The 21394-nt window shown below is 72.5% G+C and carries 21 protein-coding genes; 11 read left to right on the top strand and 10 right to left on the bottom strand.

Features of this window, described 5'->3' with window-relative positions; translation table 11 throughout:
• Positions 1 to 526 precede the first annotated feature (526 nt).
• The 5 genes from QQ657_RS35545 (at position 527) to QQ657_RS35525 (ending at position 6265) form a co-directional block, all read left to right on the top strand.
• Entirely contained in the window at positions 527 to 3076 is a 2550-nt protein-coding gene (locus QQ657_RS35545) for a glutaminase domain-containing protein (protein ID WP_284746695.1), read from the top strand.
• Between the two features lie 22 nt (positions 3077 to 3098).
• A complete protein-coding gene (locus QQ657_RS35540) occupies positions 3099 to 4241 on the top strand; it encodes a type III PLP-dependent enzyme (RefSeq protein WP_284746694.1) in 1143 nt (380 codons plus the stop codon).
• The gene (gene speD, locus QQ657_RS35535) at positions 4234 to 4593 is read left to right on the top strand and encodes an adenosylmethionine decarboxylase (protein WP_284746693.1); all 360 of its coding nucleotides are present in this window, start codon (positions 4234 to 4236) and stop codon (positions 4591 to 4593) included. The genes QQ657_RS35540 and speD overlap by 8 nt, the downstream gene beginning before the upstream one ends.
• Positions 4593 to 5456, top strand: a complete 864-nt coding sequence (locus tag QQ657_RS35530) for a spermidine synthase (RefSeq protein ID WP_284746692.1) — start codon at positions 4593 to 4595, stop codon at positions 5454 to 5456. Before speD ends, QQ657_RS35530 begins: the two co-directional genes overlap by 1 nt.
• 182 nt (positions 5457 to 5638) lie before the next feature.
• Entirely contained in the window at positions 5639 to 6265 is a 627-nt protein-coding gene (locus QQ657_RS35525) for a DUF4360 domain-containing protein (protein ID WP_284746691.1), read from the top strand.
• A 63-nt stretch (positions 6266 to 6328) separates the two neighbouring features.
• Here QQ657_RS35525 and QQ657_RS35520 read toward each other — a convergent pair whose 3' ends face one another.
• Entirely contained in the window at positions 6329 to 6748 is a 420-nt protein-coding gene (locus QQ657_RS35520; protein WP_284746690.1) for a hypothetical protein, read from the bottom strand.
• Positions 6749 to 7116: 368 nt separating this feature from the next.
• Positions 7117 to 7569 (bottom strand): MarR family winged helix-turn-helix transcriptional regulator, encoded by a 453-nt coding sequence (locus QQ657_RS35515; RefSeq protein WP_284746689.1) that lies wholly within the window; start codon positions 7567 to 7569, stop codon positions 7117 to 7119.
• 74 nt (positions 7570 to 7643) lie between these two features.
• Between QQ657_RS35515 and QQ657_RS35510 the strand changes: the two genes are divergently transcribed.
• Entirely contained in the window at positions 7644 to 9716 is a 2073-nt protein-coding gene (locus QQ657_RS35510; RefSeq protein ID WP_284746688.1) for an MMPL family transporter, read from the top strand.
• On the opposite strand, the gene QQ657_RS35505 is transcribed toward QQ657_RS35510, so the two are convergent.
• A complete protein-coding gene (locus QQ657_RS35505) occupies positions 9697 to 10074 on the bottom strand; it encodes a MerR family transcriptional regulator (RefSeq protein WP_284746687.1) in 378 nt (125 codons plus the stop codon). The two genes, QQ657_RS35510 and QQ657_RS35505, sit on opposite strands and share 20 nt — an antisense overlap.
• Positions 10075 to 10121: 47 nt before the next feature.
• On the opposite strand from QQ657_RS35505, the gene QQ657_RS35500 reads away from it, so the two are divergent.
• Positions 10122 to 10928 carry an MBL fold metallo-hydrolase gene (locus QQ657_RS35500; protein ID WP_284746686.1) on the top strand — a complete coding sequence of 269 codons (807 nt, stop codon included), beginning with the start codon at positions 10122 to 10124 and terminating at the stop codon, positions 10926 to 10928.
• A 240-nt stretch (positions 10929 to 11168) separates the two neighbouring features.
• Here QQ657_RS35500 and QQ657_RS35495 read toward each other — a convergent pair whose 3' ends face one another.
• From QQ657_RS35495 to QQ657_RS35465, 7 genes are all read right to left on the bottom strand, one after another.
• A complete protein-coding gene (locus tag QQ657_RS35495; RefSeq protein WP_284746685.1) occupies positions 11169 to 11522 on the bottom strand; it encodes an STAS domain-containing protein in 354 nt (117 codons plus the stop codon).
• Positions 11519 to 12589, bottom strand: coding sequence for a cobalamin B12-binding domain-containing protein (locus tag QQ657_RS35490; protein ID WP_284746684.1), 1071 nt, complete (start codon positions 12587 to 12589; stop codon positions 11519 to 11521). The genes QQ657_RS35495 and QQ657_RS35490 overlap by 4 nt, the downstream gene beginning before the upstream one ends.
• Positions 12586 to 14214, bottom strand: coding sequence for a PP2C family protein-serine/threonine phosphatase (locus tag QQ657_RS35485; RefSeq protein WP_350310728.1), 1629 nt, complete (start codon positions 14212 to 14214; stop codon positions 12586 to 12588). Before QQ657_RS35485 ends, QQ657_RS35490 begins: the two co-directional genes overlap by 4 nt.
• The gene (locus QQ657_RS35480) at positions 14207 to 14602 is read right to left on the bottom strand and encodes an ATP-binding protein (RefSeq protein WP_284746683.1); all 396 of its coding nucleotides are present in this window, start codon (positions 14600 to 14602) and stop codon (positions 14207 to 14209) included. Before QQ657_RS35480 ends, QQ657_RS35485 begins: the two co-directional genes overlap by 8 nt.
• Positions 14603 to 14694: 92 nt before the next feature.
• Positions 14695 to 15081 carry an STAS domain-containing protein gene (locus QQ657_RS35475; protein ID WP_284746682.1) on the bottom strand — a complete coding sequence of 129 codons (387 nt, stop codon included), beginning with the start codon at positions 15079 to 15081 and terminating at the stop codon, positions 14695 to 14697.
• 100 nt (positions 15082 to 15181) lie between these two features.
• The gene (locus tag QQ657_RS35470; RefSeq protein ID WP_284746681.1) at positions 15182 to 16354 is read right to left on the bottom strand and encodes a VanZ family protein; all 1173 of its coding nucleotides are present in this window, start codon (positions 16352 to 16354) and stop codon (positions 15182 to 15184) included.
• A 75-nt stretch (positions 16355 to 16429) separates the two neighbouring features.
• Positions 16430 to 16624 carry an antitoxin gene (locus QQ657_RS35465; RefSeq protein ID WP_284746680.1) on the bottom strand — a complete coding sequence of 65 codons (195 nt, stop codon included), beginning with the start codon at positions 16622 to 16624 and terminating at the stop codon, positions 16430 to 16432.
• Between the two features lie 206 nt (positions 16625 to 16830).
• Between QQ657_RS35465 and QQ657_RS35460 the strand changes: the two genes are divergently transcribed.
• From QQ657_RS35460 to QQ657_RS35445, 4 genes are all read left to right on the top strand, one after another.
• Positions 16831 to 17736, top strand: coding sequence for an NmrA/HSCARG family protein (locus tag QQ657_RS35460; RefSeq protein WP_284746679.1), 906 nt, complete (start codon positions 16831 to 16833; stop codon positions 17734 to 17736).
• Positions 17733 to 18128 (top strand): PPOX class F420-dependent oxidoreductase, encoded by a 396-nt coding sequence (locus QQ657_RS35455; RefSeq protein ID WP_284746678.1) that lies wholly within the window; start codon positions 17733 to 17735, stop codon positions 18126 to 18128. Before QQ657_RS35460 ends, QQ657_RS35455 begins: the two co-directional genes overlap by 4 nt.
• 114 nt (positions 18129 to 18242) lie before the next feature.
• Positions 18243 to 19952 carry an alkaline phosphatase family protein gene (locus QQ657_RS35450; protein ID WP_284746677.1) on the top strand — a complete coding sequence of 570 codons (1710 nt, stop codon included), beginning with the start codon at positions 18243 to 18245 and terminating at the stop codon, positions 19950 to 19952.
• 110 nt (positions 19953 to 20062) lie between these two features.
• Positions 20063 to 21352: a GGDEF domain-containing protein gene (locus QQ657_RS35445; RefSeq protein ID WP_284746676.1), complete on the top strand. Its 1290-nt coding sequence runs from the start codon at positions 20063 to 20065 to the stop codon at positions 21350 to 21352.
• The last annotated feature ends 42 nt before the right edge of the window (positions 21353 to 21394 follow it).

Genomic DNA, 21394 nt, shown 5'->3' with positions numbered 1-21394 from the left:
TGGGCTGGGCTGGGCTGGGCTGGGCTGGGCTGGGCTGGGCTGGGCTGGGCTGGGCTGGGCTGGGCTGGGCTGGGCTGGGCTGGGCTGGGCTGGGCTGGGCTTACAGCCGCGCCGCCGCGAGCAGCTGCCGCGCTGCCGCGCGGCCCCGCGCCCCGCCGTGCCGAGTCATCGCGAGCAGCCGCCGCGTTGCCGCGTCGCGTGCCGCCGTGCCGCACACCGCCGCGCCGTGCCGCCGCGCGTCGTCGCGGCGCGACGGTCGCCGAGCCGGTCCGCACCGCCTGCACCGCGCCGCTCGGCCGCGCCGCCCGCGCTGCACGCATGCACCGGACCGCTCGGCCGCACCGGCCGGCCTGCGCCACCCACCGCCGTGCCGCCCACCGCAGCACCGCCGAAATCCGTACCGGACCTGCGCCTCCACTGGTCCGCAAAAGAATCACCACACCGACCAACGGCGGATTTACAACGTTGTACCAACGATGTAAAAGTTATCCCCGCACCGGCTCGCACGCCGTGGAAGGGGCCACCGATGTCCTCCCGAGAACGCGCTCACCTCACCCGCCGGGACCTGCTCCGGCTTGCCGGGGGCACGGCCGCCGCCGTGGCCGCGGCGCTCTGGCTGCCCGGGACGGCCGCCGCCGCGGGGACCTTCAGTCCGATCCGGCCGCCCGCGACCCCGCTGATCGTCCGCTCGCCCTACCTTTCCGCCTGGCAGCCCGCCGACAACCTCGCCGGCACCTGGTCGAGCTTCTGGACCGGGCACACCACCGCCCTGTGCGGCCTCGCCCGCATCGACGGCGCTGCCTACGTCTTCGCCGGGTCGCCCGCCCTGCCGTCCGGGCCAGCCCTCACCCCGATGACGCAGGTCAGCCTGCAGGTCACCGGTACGCGTTCGACCTACGTCCTCACCGGCGGCGGCGTGAACCTCACCGTCCCGTTCTTCTCGCCCGTCGACCCCGCGAACCTGCAGCGCCAGTGCGTGCCCTTCGGCTACGTGACCCTCCAGGCCGCCAGCGCCGACGGCCGCGCGCACGCCGTCGACCTGCACTTCGACACCTCCGCCGAGTGGGTGCACGGCAACACCGCGACCCCGGTCACCTGGACGCAGCAGCAGTCGGGCGGCTACACCCTCCTCAGCTGCACCCCGGCGAGCCCGGGCGTCCTGCAGGAGAACGGCGACCAGGCCAGCTGGGGCTCGCTCGTGCTCGTCGCGCCGACGTCCGGCGTCAGCTGGCAGATCGGGCAGGACACCGTCGTGCGCGCCGCGTCGGCCGGTCAAGGCTCGCTGCCGAACACCAGCGACACCGCCCAGCCACGCGCGATCAACGACCGCTGGCCCGTCCTCGCCTTCAACAAGAACCTCGGCACGATCCCCGCCGGTGGCTCGTCGACCCCGTTCACGCTGGCGATCGGGCACGTCCGCACGCCCGCCGTCCGCTACCTCGGCACCGAGCTGCGCCCCTGGTGGACGCACTACTGGGGCAGCTGGCAGGACATGGCGGTCTGGTTCGCAGGCGACTACGCGAGCGCGCTCGGCGCCGCCACCGCGATCGACCAGCGCCTGCACGACGACGCCGTCGCGGCGGGCGGCGGCGGGACCACCGGCGAGCACTACGCCGGGATCTGCGCGCTGGCCCTGCGCCAGGCCTTCGGCGGTACCGAGCTCGTCGACCGCGGCGGCGCGCCGTGGGGCTTCCTCAAGGAGATCTCCTCCAACGGCAACATGTCCACAGTGGACGTCACCTACCCGGCGTTCCCCGCCTACCTCTACCTTTCCCCGGCCTACCTGCGGCTGATCCTGGAGCCGCTGCTCGACTACGCCGAGCGCGGCGGCTGGCCGATGCAGTTCGCCGAGCACGACCTCGGCACGCACTACCCGGACGCGACCGGGCACAACGACGGCAACGAGGAGAGCATGCCGGTCGAGGAATCGGCCAACCTGCTGATCATGGCCGCCGCCCTGGTGCAGCGGCTGCCCTCGGCGGAGGCGAGCGCGTTCGCCACCACCCACTACCGGATCCTGCGGCAGTGGGCCGAGTACCTGATCGGCAACACCCTCGACCCCGGCTTCCAGAACCAGACCGACGACTTCACCGGCTTCATCGCCCACAGCGCCAACCTCGCGCTCAAGGGCATCATCGGCGTCGGCGCGATGGGCGTCATCGCCGCCGCCACCGGCACCACCGCCGACGTCCAGCGCTACCGGTCGACGTCCCGCAGCTACGTCAGCCAGTGGGTGACGCTGGCCCAGGACTCGTCGAACCAGCACCTCAAGCTCGCCTACGACCAGCCCGGCACGTGGAGCCTGAAGTACAACGGCTTCGCCGACCGCGTGCTCGGCCTCGACCTGGTCCCGCTCGGCGTCGCGGCGCAGGAGGCCGCCTGGTACCAGGGCCGCGCCGGCGCCCACGGCGTCCTGCTCGACCCGCGCAACAACTACACGAAGGCCGACTGGGAGCTGTGGACCGCGGCGTGGCTCACCGACCAGCCGAACATCCGGAACACGCTGGTCGAAGGCGTGTACAGCTACGCGAACAGCACGCCGCAGCGGGTGCCTTTCAGTGACTGGTACGTCGTCGCCGACGCCACCCAGCGCGGCTTCCAGGCCCGCCCGGTCGCGGGTGGCTACCTGGCCCTGCTGACCCGGCCCGCCGGGTCCACGACGGTCTGGCGCAAGCTGCAGAACCAGCGCTCGGGCAAGGTGCTCGCCGTGTCGAACATGTCGCTGGCCGACACGGCCGAAGTGACCCAGTGGGCCGACAACGGCACGGCCGACCACCTCTGGGCCGTGGTCGACAACGGCGACGGCACCGTCCGGATCGTCAACCGCAACAGCGGCAAGATCCTCGCGGTCCACGACCAGAGCCTCGACAACGGCGCCCACGTCCAGCAGTTCCAGGACAACGGCACGCCCGACCACAACTGGCGGATCGCCGACGCCGGCGACGGCTGGTCGAAGCTCGTCAACGTCCGCAGCGGCAAGGTCATGGCGGTCGACCAGCAGTCCACCGCGGACGGCGCGCAGGTGACCCAGTGGGACGACAACGGGTCACCGGACCACCTGTGGCGGTTCGTCTGACGTCGTTTGCAAGACTGGCGCCGTGTGCGCCGATCCCGTCCGCCGGTTCCTCGAGGACCAGGACCCGCCGACCCCGTGCCTCGTCGTCGACACCGACGCCGTCGCGGCGCGGGCGCGCGAGGTCCGCTCGGCGTTCCCGGGCGCGCTGATCCGGTACGCGGTCAAGGCCAACCCGGCGGCCCCGGTGCTCGACGCGCTGGTGGCGGCCGGGATCGGCTTCGACGTCGCCGGGCCCGCCGAGCTCGCGCTCTGCCTCGAGCGCGGCGCGGCCCCGGCGGACCTCGCCTACGGCAACCCGATCAAGAAGCCCCGCGACATCGCGTTCGCCTTCGAGCGCGGGGTCCGGGAGTTCACGTCGGACGCGCCTGCCGACATCGACCACCTGGGCCGGCACGCGCCGGGCGCGGCCGTCTCGATCCGCGTGGTGCTCGACGCGCCCGACTCGGTGACGCCGTTCGGCCGCAAGTTCGGGTGCGAACCGGCGGAGGCCCTGGACTTGGTGCTGCGCGCGGCCGCGCTCGGACTGCGGCCCGGCATCGCGTTCCACGTCGGGTCGCAGCAGCCGGACGTCGCCGCGTGGGAGATCGGGATCGCCACGGCGGCGAAGCTGTTCGCCGAGGCCGAAGCGCAGGGCGTCGCGATGACGCGGCTCAACCTGGGTGGCGGTTTCGCGACCGCGCACCGGACCGGCGTCCCGCCCTTGGCCGTGTACGCGGCCAAGATCGCCACGGCTCTCGACACGTACTTTCCCGGGCACCGGCCCGAGCTGATGCTGGAGCCGGGCCGGGTGCTCGTCGCCGACGCGGGCCTGCTGCGGACCGAGGTCGTGCTGGTCGCGCACCGCGGCGAGCGGCGGTGGGTGTACCTCGACATCGGCCGTTACAACGGACTGGCCGAGGCCGAGAACGAGGCCATCGCCTACCGGTTCGAGCCGGTCGAACCGCACGACGGACCGGCCGGGCCGGTGGTGCTCGCCGGGCCGACCTGCGACGGCGACGACGTCCTCTACCAGCGCACGCCGTACGAGCTGCCGCTGTCCCTGACGACCGGCGACCGGCTCGACCTGCCGGGCACCGGGGCCTACACCGCGAGCTACGCGTCCGTCGCGTTCAACGGCATCGAGCCGCTGCGCACCTACTGCGTCGGGGGGTGGGGTGATGCCTGAGGTCGGCCGGTTCACCGGGCGCCACGTGCTGGCCGAGCTGCACGGCATCGACCCGGGCCTGCTCGACGACCCCGCGCGGCTGGGGGAGCTGCTGCGGGCGGCGGTGACGGAGGCGGGCGCGACGGTCGTCGACGTCGTGGCCAAGCGGTTCGCCCCGCAGGGCGCCACGGTGATCGCGCTGCTGGCCGAGTCGCACGCGTCCGTGCACACGTACCCCGAGCACGGGTCGCTGTTCGCCGACGTGTTCACCTGCGGCGACCGCGCCGACCCCGAGTACGCGCTGCGGTTGCTGGCGAAGTCGCTGGACGCCGCTTCGGTCCACCTGTCCGTCCTGCACCGGGGAGAACGCTGATGCCCACGATCCACGAACCGGTCGGCGCCGGCCTCACCCGCGTCTGGGAGGTCGACGACGTCGTGTTCAGTGCGCGCACGCCGTTCCAGGAGGTGCTGATCGGGAAGACCGCGCAGGGGATTTCGCTGTTCTGCGACGGCGAACGCCAGAGCACCGAAGCGAGCCAGCTCGTCTACCACGAGGCGTTGATGGTGCCCGCGCTGCTGCTGGCCGAGCAGGTGCGGCGGGTCCTGATCATCGGATCGAGCGAGGGTGTCGCGTCCGAGCTGGCGGTGGCCGCCGGGGCCGCGCACGTCGACCACGTCGACATCGACGAGCAGGCGGTGCGGGCCTGCGCCGAGCACCTGCCCTACGGCTACACGACCGCGGACCTCGCGCGCGGCGACGGGCCGGTCCGGGTGTCCTTCGAGGACGGCTGGGCGTTCCTGGCCGCGGCCGAAGCGCGGGGCGACACCTACGACGTCGTCGTCATCGACCTGCCGGACGAGAACACCGATCCGGAGGCGCAGCACAACCGCTTGTACGGCACGGACTTCCTCGGCCGCTGCGTGCGCGTGCTGGCACCCGGCGGAGTGGTCACCTGCCAGGCGGGCTGCCCGACGCTGTGGCGCAACGAAACGCTGCTCGCGTCCTGGCGGCGGTTCCGCGAGGTGTTCGGGACGGTGCTGTACTTCGGTTCCGACGAGCACGAGTGGGCCTTCCTCTCCGGACGCGCGGACCGCGTCGGCGAGCCGGGTGCGCTGGTGGCGCGGCGGTTCGCGGAGCGGGGGAGCCGGGCCACGACGCTGGACGCCGACGCCCTGCTCGCCGGCGCGACCCCGCCCTACTCGCTCCGGCACGATACTGGTCTGAACCAGTCCTGACCGCCGATTCTTCGATTTGTACAACGGATACCGGGTGAAATAGCGGGAAATGGATTTCCCGCACTCCGGGTTGTCGTGTTACTCCGTTCAGTGGCCGTCGAAATGGTGGCGATCGCGCTACTATCCGTTCCGCGCGCGATCATCGTGAGCAAAAGGCACCGTGGCCCATTTGGAGGAGCGTCATGCTCGGTTTAGTGGTCGTAGCCGGAATGATTCTGTCCGCCGTCGCCGCACCCGTCGATTCCGCGGCGGTATCGGCTCCGACCGAAAAGATCACGCTCGACGTCAAGACGATCAACGGGTCCGGCTGCCCGGCCGGCACCGCCACGGCGTCGGCCGACGTCGCGTCCGACAACACGTCGTTCACGGTGCACTACTCGAACTTCACCGCCAAGGCCGGCGGTGGCGCGCCCGCGCTCGACGCCCGGAAGAACTGCCAGATCAACGTGCTCGTCCATGTGCCGCAAGGGTTCACGTACGCGATCGCCGAGGCCGAGTACCGGGGCTATGCGCACATCGAGAGCGGGGCGAGCGCGCTCGAGCAGGCCAACTACTACTTCGCCGGCACGTCGCCGACCGCGCGGGTCCGGCACACGTACCCGGGCCCGTTCCACGGTGTGTGGCGGGCGAGCGACACCACCGACGTCGCGGCGCTGGTGTTCGCCCCGTGCGGTGAGGACCGCAACCTGAACATCAATGCGGAACTGCGGGCGGACGCGGGCACCTCCTCCGGAACGAGTTACATCGAAATGGATTCCGAGCACGCGAGTGTCGACACGATTTACCACTTCGCGTGGAAGACCTGCTGAATTCGGCTGAATTCACCGGATGACCCGCTCACCGGAACGCCTCCGGTGGGCGGGCCGTCCGCCTCAGACGTGCGTGACCAAAAGGGTCACTCCCGCTTCGCCGCCGCAGTCGACGAAGACCGGGCCGACGCCGTTGCCGATGTGCTGGGCCACCGTCGCCTTGGCGACGAAGTGGTCCGGCCCGGCGTCGATGATCCGGATGTTCTCCAGTGCCGGGTGCTCCGGGAAGCCGCCGAGCACGGACTTCAGTCCGGTGCCGCCCCCGCAGTTGCCCGTGATCGTCACTTCCTGGCCGCGCTGGGACGTCGGGTTCGGCGTCACCTCTACGGTGGCGCGAGCGCCCTTGGGTGGTTGCGTGGTCATGGTCGCCTCCGAAGTCCCTGATGCCGCCGACGCACCGCCGGCGATGCCGATGCTCACCGCCGTGACGAGCCCGGCCGCGGTGGCCAGGCCGATCACCGTGCGGGTGGACTTGCTGCGCATGGTGTTCTCCCTCCCTCGACCCGGAGTTCGCCGGATCTGCTTCGTCAGTCGCCGCGGGAGGGGTCGCGGGTTCTCGGCGAGGAGGAATGAGACGTGGATCACAGTCGAGGCGGACTGTCCACAAGGGACTCTATTCGAGGGCGGCGGAAGCCGGCAGCTCGGCCGGTTCGGCCTTCGCGGCGGGCATCAGAGTGCATCGTCGCTCGAACCGCTCCATGAGGACGGTAGCGATCAGGAGGGCCACTGGGGTGCTCACCGCGATCCACATGTGAGAAGAGCTACCCACGCCTGCCGGAGCTGAATCGCCGGAATGACGGCGGCGAAGCGGGCCGGGCCCGGGAATCCGGGCCTGGCCTGCGCGGGGCCGCTCAGGTCACCGGTTGGTCTCGATCGTCCGCGGACAGCCGCGTGATCACGTCCAGCAGCCCGGCGCGGAACGCGTCGTCCTCGCCCAGGACGCCGAGCAACGCGGGCTCGGCCCGCACCGCCTGTTCGTGCACCGCCCGGCCGCGCGCCGTCAGCCGGGTCAGGTGCCGCCGCGCGTCGGCCGGGTCCGGGGTCCGGGTGACGAACCCCGCCTTGGCCAGCCGCTCGAGTGTGCGGCTCATCGTCTGGTCGGTCACCTGGCAGCGCCGGGCCAGCGTCCGCTGGGGGAGTGGCCCGTCGCGCAACGTGTGGAGCGAGATCAGCCCCGCGTGGGTGAGTCCCATTCCGTCGAGCACGGCCGCCCAGCGGTGCTCCACCAGGCGCGCGGCCACCGCGAGCAAGCGGCCCGTGGGCCACGTGCTCAGGTCGGGTTCGGGGGTTGTGCTCACCGTCACTCCGGGTCGTCGTGCAGAATGTTCAGCTTGCTGAACAATTGGGCGTGTTCGCCCTCGAAAGGACCTTAGCGACCATGAACGAGAAGCCGCGCCGGCTCCGCTGGCTGATCCCCGCCCTCCTGGTGATCGCCTGGCTGGGGCTGGGCGGGTTCGGCGGGCCGTTCGCCGGGAAGCTCAGCGAAGTCGCGAAGAACGACAACGCCGCCTTCCTGCCGCGCTCGGCCGAGGCCACCGAGGTCTCCGACGAGCAGAAGGCCTTCACCCCGCGCCAGGTGCTGCCCGCGACCGTCGTCGCCGAGCGCACCACCGGCCTGACCGCCGACGACCGCCGGTTCCTCGACTCCAAAGCGCAGGAACTCGGCGGCATCCCCGGCGTCGTCGGCCCGCTCGGCAAGCCGGAGCAGGCGCCGCGCGACGACCAGGCCGTGCAGCTGGCCGTGCCGGTCTTCGCCGACGGCAACCCCGCCGACGTCGTCAAGGAGGTCCGCGCGCACCTCGAAGGCGCCCCGGCCGGGCTCACCGTGCTGGTCACCGGGCCGGCCGGGCAGATCGCCGACCTGGTGAAGGCGTTCGGCGGCATCGACGGCATCCTGCTGCTCGTCGCCGGCGGGGTCGTCGCGCTGATCCTCATCGCGGTCTACCGCAGCCCGCTGCTGCCGTTCCTGGTGCTGCTCTCGGCGGTGTTCGCGCTCGGGCTCGCCAGCCTCGTCGTCTACCTGCTGGCGAAGAACGACGTCCTCGCGCTCAACGGCCAGAGCCAGGGCATCCTCTCGATCCTCGTGTTCGGCGCGGCGACCGACTACGCCCTGCTGACCGTCGCGCGGTTCAGGGAACAGCTGCGGGACACACCCAGCCGGTTCGACGCGCTGAAGCTCGCCTGGCGCGCGACGCTCGAACCGATCGCCGCCTCGGCGGGCACCGTCATCCTCGGCGTGCTGTGCCTGCTGTTCAGCGACCTGAACTCGAACAAGGGCCTCGGCCCGGTCGCGGCGATCGGCATCGGCGCCGCGCTGCTGGCCTCCACCACGTTCCTGCCCGCAGCGCTGGCCCTCTGCGGCCGCGGCGCGTTCTGGCCGTTCAAGCCGGCCCTCGGCTCGCCGCACCCGGAGACGGCGGGGATCTGGGGCCGCGTGGCGGGCCTCGTCGGCCGCCGCCCGCGGACGGTCTGGGTGGTGACGGCGCTGATCCTCGGCGTCGGCGTCGCGTTCCTGCCGCAGCTCAAGGCGTCCGGCACCGCGCAGTCCGACGTGTTCCTCACCCAGGTCGAATCCGGGACCGGGCAGGACGTCCTCGGCCGGCACTTCCCGGGCGGACTCGGCGCACCCGCGATCACGGTCGCCGACGCCGGCGCGCTGCCCGCCGTGCTGAAGGCGTCCACAATGGACGGAATCGCGAAGTCGTTCCCCTTGCCCGGCCCGGACGGCAAGCCCAAGGTCGTGAACGGCCGGGTGCAGGTCCTGTCCGTGCTGAACGATCCGGCGGACTCCGAAGCGGCGGTCGCGACCGTCGGCAAGCTGCGCGATGCCGTGCACGCGATCCCCGGCGCGGACGCGAAAGTCGGTGGCCCGACGGCGATCCAGCTCGACACGCAGAAGACCTCGGAGCACGACCGCGCGCTGATCATCCCGATCGTGCTGCTGGTGATCTTCCTCGTGCTGGCCCTGCTGCTGCGGTCGTTGCTCGCGCCGCTGCTGCTGATCGCGACGGTGGTGCTGTCGTTCGCGGCGACGATGGGCGTGTCGGCGCTGGTGTTCAACCACCTCCTGGACTTCCCGGGCGCGGACCCGGTCGTGCCGCTGTTCGGGTTCGTCTTCCTGGTGGCGCTGGGGATCGACTACAACATCTTCCTGATGACGCGGGTCCGCGAGGAGGCGCTGACCCGCGGGACGCGCGAGGGCACGCTGCGCGGGCTGTCGCTGACCGGCGGCGTGATCACCTCCGCCGGTGTGGTGCTCGCCGCGACGTTCTCGGCGCTCGCGGTGATCCCGATCCTGTTCCTCGCCCAGATCGCGTTCATCGTCGCGTTCGGCGTCCTGCTGGACACGTTCCTGGTGCGGTCGCTGCTGGTGCCCGCGCTGACCGTCGACGTCGGGCGGCGCATCTGGTGGCCGTCCGCGCTGGCGAAAGCTACGAAATCGCCTGCTTGAAGTCCGGGCACTCGACCAGCGGCACGTGGTCGCAGGTCGCGGCGTGGCGGAGGCTGTCGCGCATCCGGGTGAGCCGGTCGATGGCGTCGTCGAGCTCCGACGCCTTGACCGCCATCCGCTCGCGCAGCGCGTCGTCGCTCGGGGTCGCCACGAGGAAGCGGGCGATCTCCGCGATCGTGAACCCGGCGCCGCGGGCGCAGGCCACGAGGTCGAGGCGGCGCAGGACGTCCGGGTGGTACGTGCGGCGCAGGCCGTTGCGGCCGGCCGGTTCGACGAGCCCGCGCTTCTCGTAGAACCGCAGCGCGGACGGCGCCAGCCCGGACTTCTCGGCGACTTCGGCGATGTCGAGCAGGGTCATCGTGGCCTCCTTGACTTGAAGCGTAGTTCAAGTCAGACGATGGCGGCATGAAGATCCACCACCTCAACTGCGGGTCCGTGCGGCAGATCGAAGCCCCCGGACTCCCCGCCGCGCACGCGGTCAACCACTGCCTGCTCGCCGAGACCGAGCACGACGGTCTCGTGCTCGTCGAAACCGGCCTCGGCCTCGACGACGTCCGCGACCCCGACCGGACTTTGGGCGGCGACTGGGTCGCCATGGCCCAGCCGCTGCTGGCCGAAGACGAGACGGCCGTCCGGCAGGTCGCCCGGCTCGGCTTCGACCCGGCGGACGTGCGGCACGTCGTCGTCACCCACCTCGACGTCGACCACTGCGGCGGCCTGCCCGACTTCCCGGACGCGCGGGTCCACGTCCTCACGGCCGAGCTCGACGCGGCGCTGGCCGAGGCACCGAGCTTCCGGTACCGGCCGGCGCACTGGGCGCACGGCCCGAAGTGGGAGACCTACGAAGCCCCGTCCGGGGATGACTGGTTCGGCTTCGCTGCGGTGCCGTTGCGGGGTGTCACGGCGGACATCCGGCTGGTCCCGCTCGGTGGGCACACGGCGGGCCACGCGGGAGTCGCGGTGCACGACGGAACGGGCTGGCTGCTGCACTGCGGGGACGCGTACTACTACCACCGGGAGCTGACCGCCGACCCCGAGCCGCACCCGGTGCTGGACATCGTCCAGACCCGCTCGGAGATCCACCACGACCTGCGGGTGGGCACGCAGGCGCGGCTGCGCGAGCTGGCGCGGCGGCACGGCGACGAGGTGACGCTCTTCAGCGCCCACGACCCGTGGGAGCTGGAGGGGCTAGGAGTCGCGGCGCGCGCGTGAGTCGGCGGGCGGCGAGTGTCTTGAATGAGTCATGCAGGACCTCGTACGCCCTGAATGACTCATTCAAGACACCGCCGACGAGGCCACCGGCTCGCCCGCCGAAGGCAACCGCCGGGAACCCGGCTTTGCCGGAGCCCTGTGATCCGAGGACCTGAATGAGTCATTCAAGACGTTCGGGCCGCCGCCTCGGCGATCCGGCCGGGCACCGCGGGCGGGCCGGGGATGCTCGTCGGACGGCGCCTAGGAATCGCGGCGCGCGCGTGAGTCGGCGGCCTCGCCGGTGAGGTACGCCGCCGTGCCGGTCAACGCCAGCAGGCGATCCAGCGCGGGCGGCCGGTTGTCCAGGTACAGCCGGGACCCCGCGCCGGTGACCGCGCGGTGGACCAGCAGCAGGGTGGACAGCCCGGAGGAGTCGCAGAAGGCGACCTCGCCGCAGTCGAGCCGCACGTCCCGGACGTCCGGGTAGTCGGCCAAGCGGTCGGTGACCAGCTGCAGCAGCAGCCGGGCTGTCGCGAACTCGAGCTCGCCGACGATCGCGACGCGGGCCGTGGCGCTGTCCGAGGCCGTCCAGGTGCAGGTCAGCCCGCCGGTCATGCCGACAGCCCCGATCCGGCGGCCGGCTCCGCCAGGTGCGTGCGCGCAGCGCGGAGCAGGTCGGTCGCCCGAGGGAAGTCGCGCAGTTCCGCTTCGAGCAGGTCGAGCGCAGGCACCAATGACGCGGCCGGGACGCCCCGCGCGGTGAGGATCCCGGCGGTCCAGCTCAGGAAACCGGTGAACAGCTCGCCGTCGCCGACGTACAGCGCCGTCGCCAGGAACTCGACGATGTGTGCGAGGTCCTCGGCCGTGTGCTGGCGCTGCAGGTCGGTGTAGGTCCGCATCGCCGGGATGCGCTCCTCCAGGCCGGTCAGCACCGACTTGACGAACCGGCCCGAGCTGCGCGTGACCAGCGTGTACTCCTGGTCGGCCAGGTGCGGCAGGTCGTCGAGCGGCTGGTGCCCGGCGTGCGGGCGGGGGAGTGGTTCGGCCAGCCGGTCGGCGGCCGAGCGCGCGTCCGGCGCCCACGCCTCGGCGCCGAGCAGCCGGGCGTACCGGCCGTCGGGGCCGAACGCCGCGCCACCGGCGATGACCGGCGTCGCGGCCGCCTGGCACGCGGTGATCGTGGCGTGCGCGGTCGGCAGCCGGGTGGCGATCGAGCCGGACAGCGCGACCGCGTCCGGCCCGGTGCGGTGCAGGTGGGCGACCAGGTGCGGGGCGGGCACCTGCGCGCCGAGGTAGTCGACCTGGAAACCGCGCAGCCGCAGCACTTCGGCGAGCAGCCGGGCGGGCATCGCGTGCCACTCGCCGTCGACGCAGGCGACCGTGACGCGGCCGAGGTGCGGGTCCGGCCGCTTCAGCACGTAACCGAAGGTCGCGATGACGCGGTCGTTGATCGCGGTCGCCGCGTGCTCCTGGGCGACCGTGAGGCGGTTGGCCGCCCACTCCTGCCCGACCCGGCGCTGGACCGCGCCGATCACGTCGAGCAGCAGGCTCTCCGGGTCAGTCCCGTCGCCGAGCGCCTCGACCACGACGTCGCCGGCGGCGTACTCGTCGCCGGTCGTGACGGCGTCCCAGAGCCGTTCGGCGTGCTCGGCCACCCCGGGCGTGCGGGTGGAGGTGCTCATGCGGTGTACCTCCCGCGCCCGTGACCGCCGACCGCGGCCAGGTGCTGCCCGCGCGGCGCGGTGATCGCCAGCACGGCCATGTCGTCGTGGGTGCCGCGGCCGATCCACTGCGACGCGAGCATCTGGATCCGCTCGACGACGGCGTCGGCCGGCATGTTCGCGCATTCGGCCAGCGACCGCCGGAGCCGGTCCTCGCCGAACATCGCGTCCCCGAGCGGGCCGCCCCGCGCTTCGATGATCCCGTCGGTGTAGAGCAGGCACGTCTCGCCCGGGTCGAGCGTGATGTCCGCTCCGGTCGACTCGATCTCCGGCAGCACGCCGATCAGGCTCCCGCGGGTGTCGGCCTCCTCGACCCGGCCGTCGGCCCGGACGATCAGGGGCGGCGGATGACCCGCGCACGTGACGCGCAACCGGACGGTGGCGCCTTCGCGGCGGGCCGAGGCCAGCACCAGCGTGACGAAGCGGGCGTCCCGGCGGTCGGCGAGCGTACGGTTCAGCAGGTTCAGCAGGCCCTGGTGGTCGCCCGCCATCGGCAGCAGCGCGCGCAGCGTGGTGCGGATCTTCCCGGTCAGCACGGCCGCGTCGAGGCCCTTGCCGCAGACGTCGCCGAGCACGGCCAGCGACTCGTCGCTCCCGGCGTCGATCGCCGAGTGCACGTCGTAGAAGTCGCCGCCGATCCGCTCGCCGTCGCGGGCCGGGCGGTAGCGGCCGGCGAACTCGACGCCGCCGAGCTGCTCGAGGGTGGGCGGGAGCAGCTCGCGCATCAGCGTGTCGGTGATCGACGCCTGCAGCGCGAACACCCGCGCCGCCGACATCGCCGCGCCGGCCCGCGCCGCGAACAGCCGGGCGAAGAGCTCCTCCTGGTCGGTGAAGGAGGCACGCTCGCCGCGGCGGAGCAGGACCAGGGCACCGGCGGGGACGCCGTGGCCGGGCAAGGGTGTGACGACGATCGACCCGACCGGGCCGAACCCAGACGGCAGCACCCAGCCGGGCGCGGCGTCCGGGTCGAGCCAGCGCGACGGCACCGGCGGGAAGCCCTGCAGCGCCTCGCCGAGCCCGGGCAGCTCGTCCGGGTCGATCTCCAGCCGGGACCGCGTCGGCTCCTCGCCGCGCACACAGGAGACGGCGGGGTAGTTCCCGCTCGTCGTGGGCGCCAGGACCAGGGCCGCGTCGGCGAGGTGCTGCGCGGCGAGCCGGGCGGCGACTTCCATGCAGCGTTCGAGGTTGAGCGAACCCAGCAGCGCGGCCGAGGCGTCGCTGAGGAACGCGGTGCGCTCCTGCTCGCGGGCCAGGGCATCCTGGGCGACGCGGGCGTCGGTCTCGTCGACCAGCCACCACGTCACGGCCTCGCCGTGCGGGATCGGGTGGGCCGCGAAGGCCTGCTCGCCGACCTCGCCGCGGACGACCTCGCCGTCGCGGCGGTCGTGCGCCCCGGCCAGCCAGTCCGCCACCGTGTCCGCCAGGAGCCGGCCGGGACCGGCGGTGGGGAAGAGCGTGCGCGCGGTTTCGTTGAGCGCGAGGACGACGCCGCCGTCGTCGGCGGACAGCGCGGCCATCGGTGCGGCGGCCCAGCCGCGGTCTCCGAGGTCGGGGGCCCTGCGCGCGGTGCGCACCGGGTCAGCCACGGGCGCCCGCAGGGTCGTCGGTCGCCAGCTCGGCCCACAGCGTCTTGCCGCTGGGCCGGCGCAGCTGGCCCCACGCCGCCGCGCAGCGCTCCACCAGCAGGAGCCCGCGGCCACCCTGGTCGGACGGCCCCCGGCGGCGGGCGGACGCGCCCCCGCCGTCGTCGACCTCGATCCGCAGCTTGGCGGCGCCGGGCAGCAGGCGCACGTGGTAGGGCGCGCGGCCGTGGCGCAGCGCGTTGGACGTCAGCTCGTCCACCACCATGACCGCGGTGCTGACCACGTTGGCCGGGAGCCCGCACAGGACCGTGCGGACCCAGTGGCGGACCTTGGCCAGCTCGGTCAGCTCGGCGGTGATGCCGAGCTCGTGCCGGATGCCTCTCAGGTTCATGTCCGCCTCCTCCGCCGTGCCGGGCCCCGGGGAGAAGCCCTCCCCTTCTTCATGCCCGGATCCGGTCCCGCCCACACGGATATCGGAGGCCGTCACGTTTCTTCGCCCCAAGAGGCGCGCGCCGCGGCGAGGCTCGGGTGCAGCGGCATGACGTCGCCGAGGCCGAGCAGCTCGATCGGCCGGACCACCGCGTGCGCGGTCGACACGACGGCCAGCCGGCCGCCGGCCTCGCGCAGCCGGGTGCCGAGCCGCAGCAGGATCTGCAGGCAACTGGAGTCGCAGTACGCCACCTCGGTCATGTCCAGCACGATCCGGCGCGCGCCGGGGTCGGCCGGGAGGAGTTCGGCGAGCTTCGCCGAGACCGCGAAGTCGAACTCGCCGCGCAGGGTGTGGATCTCCAGGTCGCGGTCCTCGTGGATGTCCACGGACCAGCCGTCACCGGAAAACCGCTGCCGAGGCCGCAGTGCGTCGGTGGTCATGCAAGCTCCAGAATGGGGGATCGGGGACGCGGGCTGGCGGCTCAACCTGCTCCCGTCGCAATCTACCAGCGCCCTCCGGCCGAGGCAGCACGGTGTCCCGTCACAGTCCTTTAAGGACTTTGTCCGGGCGGGCCGGTTCGGCCGCCGGTTCCGGGTCCGGTTCGGCCGGTCCCACGATGGCGACGTTCACCGTGCGGGTCAGCCGTTCGTAGGGCGCCCGGTGCTCGCCGTCCAGCAGCACCGCCAGCGGCGTCCAGACGCCCACGACGAACACCGACGCGGCCAGCGCGACGGGCAGGAGCAGCTGCTCGGGGTGCCTGCCGAGGTCCCAGTGGTCCAGCTCCAGGAGCCACCACGCGAGCCACAGCGGCGAGAGCAGGACGCCGTTGCGGACCAGCAGCGCGATGGGCCCGGCGCGGCGGCGGCCCCGGCGCACCACGCGCAGCAGCATCGCCCGCTTGCCGGGCGTCGACCCGGTCACCGCGGGCAGCACGACGAACCAGACGAGGGCGAGGATCACCACCGGCGTGTCGCGGTGCTCGAGGTCCTCGCCGAACAGCGTCAGCAGGCCGAACAGGAAGCCGAGCAGCGCGGCGAACCCGAGCAGGTCGGTGGCCAGCGCGAACAGCCGCCGGGTGAACGTGACCCGCGCGGCGTAGTGGCGCCGGTCGTGCTCGGGTGCCGGCGAGGGCAGCAGCCGGCCGAGCGGACCGGCCAGCAGCCAGCCCACGACTACGCCCGCCGTGTTGAGGATCAGGTCGTCGACGCTGAACAGCCGGTACGGGCACGGGTAGACGAACCACAGGCCGGTCAGCTGCGTCAGCTCGAAGAACAGCGACACGCCGAAGCCGATCAGCGCGGCGGGCACGATCCGCATCCGCTGCGCGTAGCGGACGTAGAACCCGAGCGGCGCGAGCATCACGACGTTGAGTGCGGTGGTCCAGACCGCCGGGTTGTGCAGCAGCGCGCCGGGGCTCCAGTGCCCGCGGGCGCGCTGCGAAACCACCTCGACGAAGTAGAACGGCCGCAGCTGCGGAGAACTCGCGTACGTGTGCCCGGCGCAGTACGCCGGGTCGGCGGGCAGCGGCAGCACCGTCTGCGTGGCGATCGCCAGCAGGTAGAACAGGAACGCGTAGAAGACGAACGTCGACCAGCCGCCGGCGCGGCCCCGCCGGCGGTAGCTGACGAAGGCGGCCGGGAGCATGACGGCCAGCACGAGGAACGGGAAGAGGATGAGGGCGGTGCGGACGGGGACGAGATAGGTGGCGACCACGGACCCGGTGGTACCCAGCCGAGCGGGGAGCGAAGCGTGCTTCCCCCGGACGGCTGGGCGCGCACCGGCGCGGGCCTACTGCGGGGGCGCGTCCTGCTGGCCCCCGCCCTGCTTGTGCAGGAAGTCCTTCACCTTGTCCGAGCCCTGGTCGATCTTGTCGGCGTGGTCGCCGAAGCGCTGCTTGGCGGCCTCGGCGGCCTTGTCGACACCCTGGTCGGCCTTGTCGGGGTTGTTCCCGAGGGCTTCCTTCGCCTTGTCGAACAGGTTCATCGCTGCGGGCCTTCCGTTCGGAGCCGATCTTCGGACCTTCCGAGGAGAACACCGGCGCAACCGGCCCGCAACCGAATGGCCGCAGGCACTCACCTGTCGTGGGTATTACCGCCCCTTTCCCGGGTGAAAGCCGGGCTCGCGGGTTTGGGAGCGGCGAGTTCGGGTAGGGGCGATTCCTTTTCGTGCCGGGCCCGGTCGGTACGGGCATGAGCACTCCCCACGAAGAGAAAAGGGTGGTGGCCGTCGTCGGCGCCACCGGACGGCAGGGCGGCGGGCTGGTCCGCTCGATCGCCGCGGACCCCGGCGGCGCGTTCGCCGTCCGGGCCATCACCCGTGACGCGGGTTCGCCGCGCGCGAAGGAACTGGCCGGCCTGGGCGCCGAGGTCGTGACCGCGGACCTCGACGACCCCGCGTCGGTCGAGGCGGCTTTCGCGGGCGCGTACGGCGCTTTCTGCGTCACGTCGGCCCAGGAGCACCCGCCGGAACGGGAACGGGCGCACGCCACGACGATGGCCGCGGCCGCGCGGGACACCGGCGTCGCGCACGTGGTGTGGTCGACGTTCGAGGACACGCGGACGCTCGCCGACGACCGGGTCCCGCTGCTGCCGGGCGGCTACCGCGTCCCCCACTACGACGTCAAGGGCGCGGCCGACGCGGAGTTCGCGGGCGTGCCCACGACGTTCCTGCGCACGGCGTTCTACTGGGAGAACTTCCTGGACGGCGGCGGCCCTCGCCGCGGCGAGGACGGTGTCCTCGCGCTGGCGCTGCCGCTGGGACCGGCGCGCCTGCCCGGCATCGCGGTGACGGACATCGGCCGCTGCGCGCACGCGATCCTGCGCCGTCCGGAGCTGGTGGGGCGGACGGTGAGCATCACCGGCGAGAACCTCACCGGCGCCGAGCTCGCGGCCGCGTTCGCCGAGGTCCACGGCGAACCCGTGCGGTTCGACGACGTTCCGCCGGACGTCCTCCCCGCCGAGCTGGCCAACATGTTCCGGTTCACCCGGGAGTTCGAAGCCGCGTACGCCGGCGCTCGCGACCCCGCCGAGGTCCGGAAACTCCACCCCGGCCTGCTGACCTTTTCCCGATGGCTTTCCGAGAGGACCACCCGATGACCGTGCCCCTGCCCGACGCCGCCCGCGAAGTGCTCGACGGCCCGCACACGGCGGTGATCGCCACCGCGAACGCCGACGGACGGCCGCAGTCGTCGGTGATCTTCGTGAAGCGCGACGGCGACACCGTCGTGTTCAGCACCATCGAGGGCCGGCTGAAGACCCGCAACATGCGGCGCGACCCGCGGGTCAGCCTGCTGGTCTCGAGCAACCCCGGCCGGTACGTCGAGATCCGCGGCCGCGTCGACCTCACCGGTGACCCGGAAAAGGTGCTGCTGCACGAAATGTACGACCGGTACATGGGCGGCAAGACACCGCCGCCGGAACCGGACGCGCGGCGGCTGATCGTCCGGATCGTCCCGGAAAAGCTCTACCTCTGGCCGCCCGCGGCGTGAGCGGGCGCGGCGGCGTGAACCTCCCGCCGCCGCGGCCCGTATATGCGGTGAGACCGCCGTCCCCGCCGCAGGGGATCGGCGGCCGACCCGTGAACCGTGATGTGAGGCCGCACCATGATGGGAACCACCGGTCTGCCGCTGCCGCGGCGTGCCCGCCGCCGCACCCCGGAGGGGGGTGCACCGCTGCCGGACTTCGGGCTGCCCCGGGCCGCCCGGCGGCACGCCGTCGCGAGCGTGGTGCTCACCGTCCTGGCCGGGCTCCTGGTGCTCTTCGCGCTCCTCGCGCCCGACGACCTCAACTCGTTCTCGCCGGAAGCGCTGGTCCGCGTGCCGGTGGAAGGCCTGATCGTGGCCGCGTTCGTGCTGGTCCTGCCGCCGCGGGCGCGCGGCGTCGTCGCGGTGCTGGTGGGGCTGGTGCTGGGCCTGCTCACCGTGCTGAAGGCGCTCGACACGGGCTTCTACGCGACGCTGGAGAAGCCGTTCGACCCGATCTACGACTGGAGCTTCTTCAACGCCGGGGTCGAGTTCCTCGCCGGGGAGATCGGGGACGTGGGGGCGTACGCCGCGCTGGCGGGTGCCGTGGTGCTCGCGATCGCGATCGTCGCCTTCATGGTGCTCGCGATGCTGCGGCTGACCCGGATCGCGGCCGGCCGGCGGACCGGCGCGACGCGGGTGGTGGCCGTGCTCGGGGTGATCTGGATCGTCTGCTCGGTGTTCGACGTCGAGATCGCACCGGGCCAGCCGGTCGCCGCCCAGAACGCCGCCGCCCTGGCCTACGACGACCTGCGCCAGGTGAGCACCGACCTGCAAGAACAGCGGCCGTTCGGTGAGCTGGCCGCCGAGGACGCGTTCCGGAACACCCCGGGCGACCAGCTGCTGACCGGGCTGCGCGGCAAGAACGTGGTGCTGACGTTCGTGGAGAGCTACGGCCGCGTCGCGCTCGACGACCCGGAGTTCGCGCCGAAGATCGGCGCGACGCTCGACGCGGGCACCGCGCAGCTGAAGGCGGCGGGCATCGGTGCGAAGAGCGCGTTCCTGTCGTCCTCGACGTTCGGCGGCGGCAGCTGGCTCGCGCACTCCACCGTCGAGTCGGGCATGTGGATCGACAACCAGCAGCGCTACAACAACCTCCTCGACAGCGACCGGCTGACCCTCGGCGGCGCGTTCCAGAAGGCGGGCTGGAAGACGGTCTGGGACGTCCCCGCGCACACGAAGGACTGGCCGGAGGGCCAGCGGTTCTACCACCCGGACGCCTACTACGACTTCCGGAACATCGGCTACCAGGGCCCGGGTTTCGCCTACGCCACGATGCCGGACCAGTACACGTTCTCGATGCTGCAGCGCAACGAGCTCGCGAAGAGCGCGCAGAAGCCGGTGATGGCCGAGGTGGACCTCGTGTCCAGCCACGCGCCGTGGTCGCCCCGGCCCTGGCTGGTGGACTGGAACCAGGTCGGCGACGGCTCGATCTTCGCGCCGCAGCCGGGTGCGGGGGAGGCGCCGGAGTCGGTCTGGAAGGACCCGGAGAAGATCCGCGAGGCCTACCGCGACGCCACCGACTACTCGCTCAAGACGCTGATCTCGTTCGTGCAGCACTACGGCGACGACAACCTGGTGCTGGTGTTCCTCGGTGACCACCAGCCGCCGGTGGTCACCCCGCAGGGCGCGGTGCACGACGTGCCGATCACGATCGTGGCGAAGGACCCGAAGGTGCTGGACCGGATCTCCGGCTGGGGCTGGACCGACGGCCTGCACCCGGCCGCGCAGGCCCCGGTCTGGAAGATGGACTCCTTCCGCGACCGGTTCCTGACCGCGTTCGCCCACTGACCGTCCACTTCGGACACCCCGTCCGGCGGCTTCCGCGGGCCCGCCCGGTGCGCCTATCCTGGGGACGCCGGGCGGGGGAGCCCGGCCGATCCACGGCCACGGGAGGGAAAGTGGATCAGCAGGGGGAATTCGGTGCTGCCCGTCCGGCGAGACCCGGCGGGCTGCGTACCGCGCCGCCCGGTGTCCTGCCGTACTACCTCGCGGTCGAGGTCACCGCGGTCGTGCTGCCGTTCGCCGTGCCGTCCGTGGTGCCGACGGCACGGGAGTGGTTGTTCTTCGGGGTTCTGCTCGGCTCGGCGGTCGTGCAGACCGAGCTGTCCGCGAAAGCCGAGCGGATGCGGCGGTTCCTGTCCAGCAATCCGCACGTCACCGTCACTTCCGTGTGGTTCTTCGCCGGGGCGCTCTCGCTGCCGCCGCTGCTCGCGTCCGTGCTCGCGGTGCTGGTCTACGGGCACTTCTGGCTGCGCACGGTGGGTGGCGTTCCGGGTGCCCGGCCCTACCGGGCGGCGTGCTCGGTCGCGACCCACGTGGTCACCGTCTTCGCCGTCCACGCGGTGGCCGGGCTGTTCGGCGGCCTGGCCGCAACGGCCGCGGGCGGACTGACGTTCGTGCTGGTCAACAACCTGCTGGTGCTGATCGGGTTCAAGCTCCACGATCCGGCGGGCTCGTTCCTCTCGTTCGCGGGCTCGGCGTCGGAGAACCTGCTCGACGCGGCGACGCTGTGCCTCGGCGCGGCCGCCGCGGCGCTGCTGGTCGTGCGGCCTTGGCTGGTCCCGCTGCTGGTCCTGCCCCTCGTCCTGCTGCACCGCGGCGAGCTCGGACGGCGGCTGGAACTGCGAGCCCGCGATCCCAAGACCGGGCTGCTTTCGATCGCGGAGTGGCGGACGCGGGCGGAGGCCGAGCTCGGCCGGGCGGCGCGCGCCGGCGGGGACTGCGGGATCCTGATGCTCGACCTCGACCACTTCAAGCGCGTCAACGACACCCACGGGCACCTGGCGGGCGACGACGTCCTCCGCGCGGTCGCCGATGCCGTCCGGGGCGAGGTGCGGATCTACGACACGGTCGGGCGGTTCGGCGGCGAGGAGTTCGTCGTGCTGCTGCCCGGCATCGGTCGGGTCCACTCGGTGGCGGTCGCCGAGCGGATCCGTGACGCGGTGGCGGAACTGGCCGTGGTGGTGGCGGACGGGACGCGGATCGCCGGGCTTTCGGTGTCCATCGGGGTGGCGGTGCACCCGGACGCGGGCCGCGGGGTGGACGAAGTGCTCGGGGCCGCGGACAAGGCCGTCTACGCGGCGAAGAAGTCCGGGCGTGATCGGGTTTGCGTCAGCCGTCGAGGAATCGCGCGGCCGTCCGCCATCCATCCAGGGTCGCGGGCTAGCCCGGATGGAGCAGCGTCGTGACTTTCCGCTGAGCTGGCATTCACTGTTCCGATGAATTGCCGG

Source organism: Amycolatopsis ponsaeliensis (genome assembly GCF_030182635.1).
GTDB lineage: Bacteria > Actinomycetota > Actinomycetes > Mycobacteriales > Pseudonocardiaceae > Amycolatopsis > Amycolatopsis ponsaeliensis.
This window is presented reverse-complemented; position numbering and strand designations above follow the sequence as displayed.

Bases quoted from the DNA above. Each gene is read 5' to 3' on its own strand.
- QQ657_RS35545 (WP_284746695.1), top strand. From the start codon at position 527: ATGTCCTCCCGAGAACGCGCTCACCTCACCCGCCGGGACCTGCTCCGG.
- speD (WP_284746693.1), top strand. From the start codon at position 4,234: ATGCCTGAGGTCGGCCGGTTCACCGGGCGCCACGTGCTGGCCGAGCTG.
- QQ657_RS35530 (WP_284746692.1), top strand. From the start codon at position 4,593: ATGCCCACGATCCACGAACCGGTCGGCGCCGGCCTCACCCGCGTCTGG.
- QQ657_RS35525 (WP_284746691.1), top strand. From the start codon at position 5,639: ATGCTCGGTTTAGTGGTCGTAGCCGGAATGATTCTGTCCGCCGTCGCC.
- QQ657_RS35520 (WP_284746690.1), bottom strand. From the start codon at position 6,748: ATGCGCAGCAAGTCCACCCGCACGGTGATCGGCCTGGCCACCGCGGCC.
- QQ657_RS35510 (WP_284746688.1), top strand. From the start codon at position 7,644: ATGAACGAGAAGCCGCGCCGGCTCCGCTGGCTGATCCCCGCCCTCCTG.
- QQ657_RS35505 (WP_284746687.1), bottom strand. From the start codon at position 10,074: ATGACCCTGCTCGACATCGCCGAAGTCGCCGAGAAGTCCGGGCTGGCG.
- QQ657_RS35500 (WP_284746686.1), top strand. From the start codon at position 10,122: ATGAAGATCCACCACCTCAACTGCGGGTCCGTGCGGCAGATCGAAGCC.
- QQ657_RS35495 (WP_284746685.1), bottom strand. From the start codon at position 11,522: ATGACCGGCGGGCTGACCTGCACCTGGACGGCCTCGGACAGCGCCACG.
- QQ657_RS35490 (WP_284746684.1), bottom strand. From the start codon at position 12,589: ATGAGCACCTCCACCCGCACGCCCGGGGTGGCCGAGCACGCCGAACGG.
- QQ657_RS35480 (WP_284746683.1), bottom strand. From the start codon at position 14,602: ATGAACCTGAGAGGCATCCGGCACGAGCTCGGCATCACCGCCGAGCTG.
- QQ657_RS35475 (WP_284746682.1), bottom strand. From the start codon at position 15,081: ATGACCACCGACGCACTGCGGCCTCGGCAGCGGTTTTCCGGTGACGGC.
- QQ657_RS35465 (WP_284746680.1), bottom strand. From the start codon at position 16,624: ATGAACCTGTTCGACAAGGCGAAGGAAGCCCTCGGGAACAACCCCGAC.
- QQ657_RS35460 (WP_284746679.1), top strand. From the start codon at position 16,831: ATGAGCACTCCCCACGAAGAGAAAAGGGTGGTGGCCGTCGTCGGCGCC.
- QQ657_RS35455 (WP_284746678.1), top strand. From the start codon at position 17,733: ATGACCGTGCCCCTGCCCGACGCCGCCCGCGAAGTGCTCGACGGCCCG.
- QQ657_RS35450 (WP_284746677.1), top strand. From the start codon at position 18,243: ATGATGGGAACCACCGGTCTGCCGCTGCCGCGGCGTGCCCGCCGCCGC.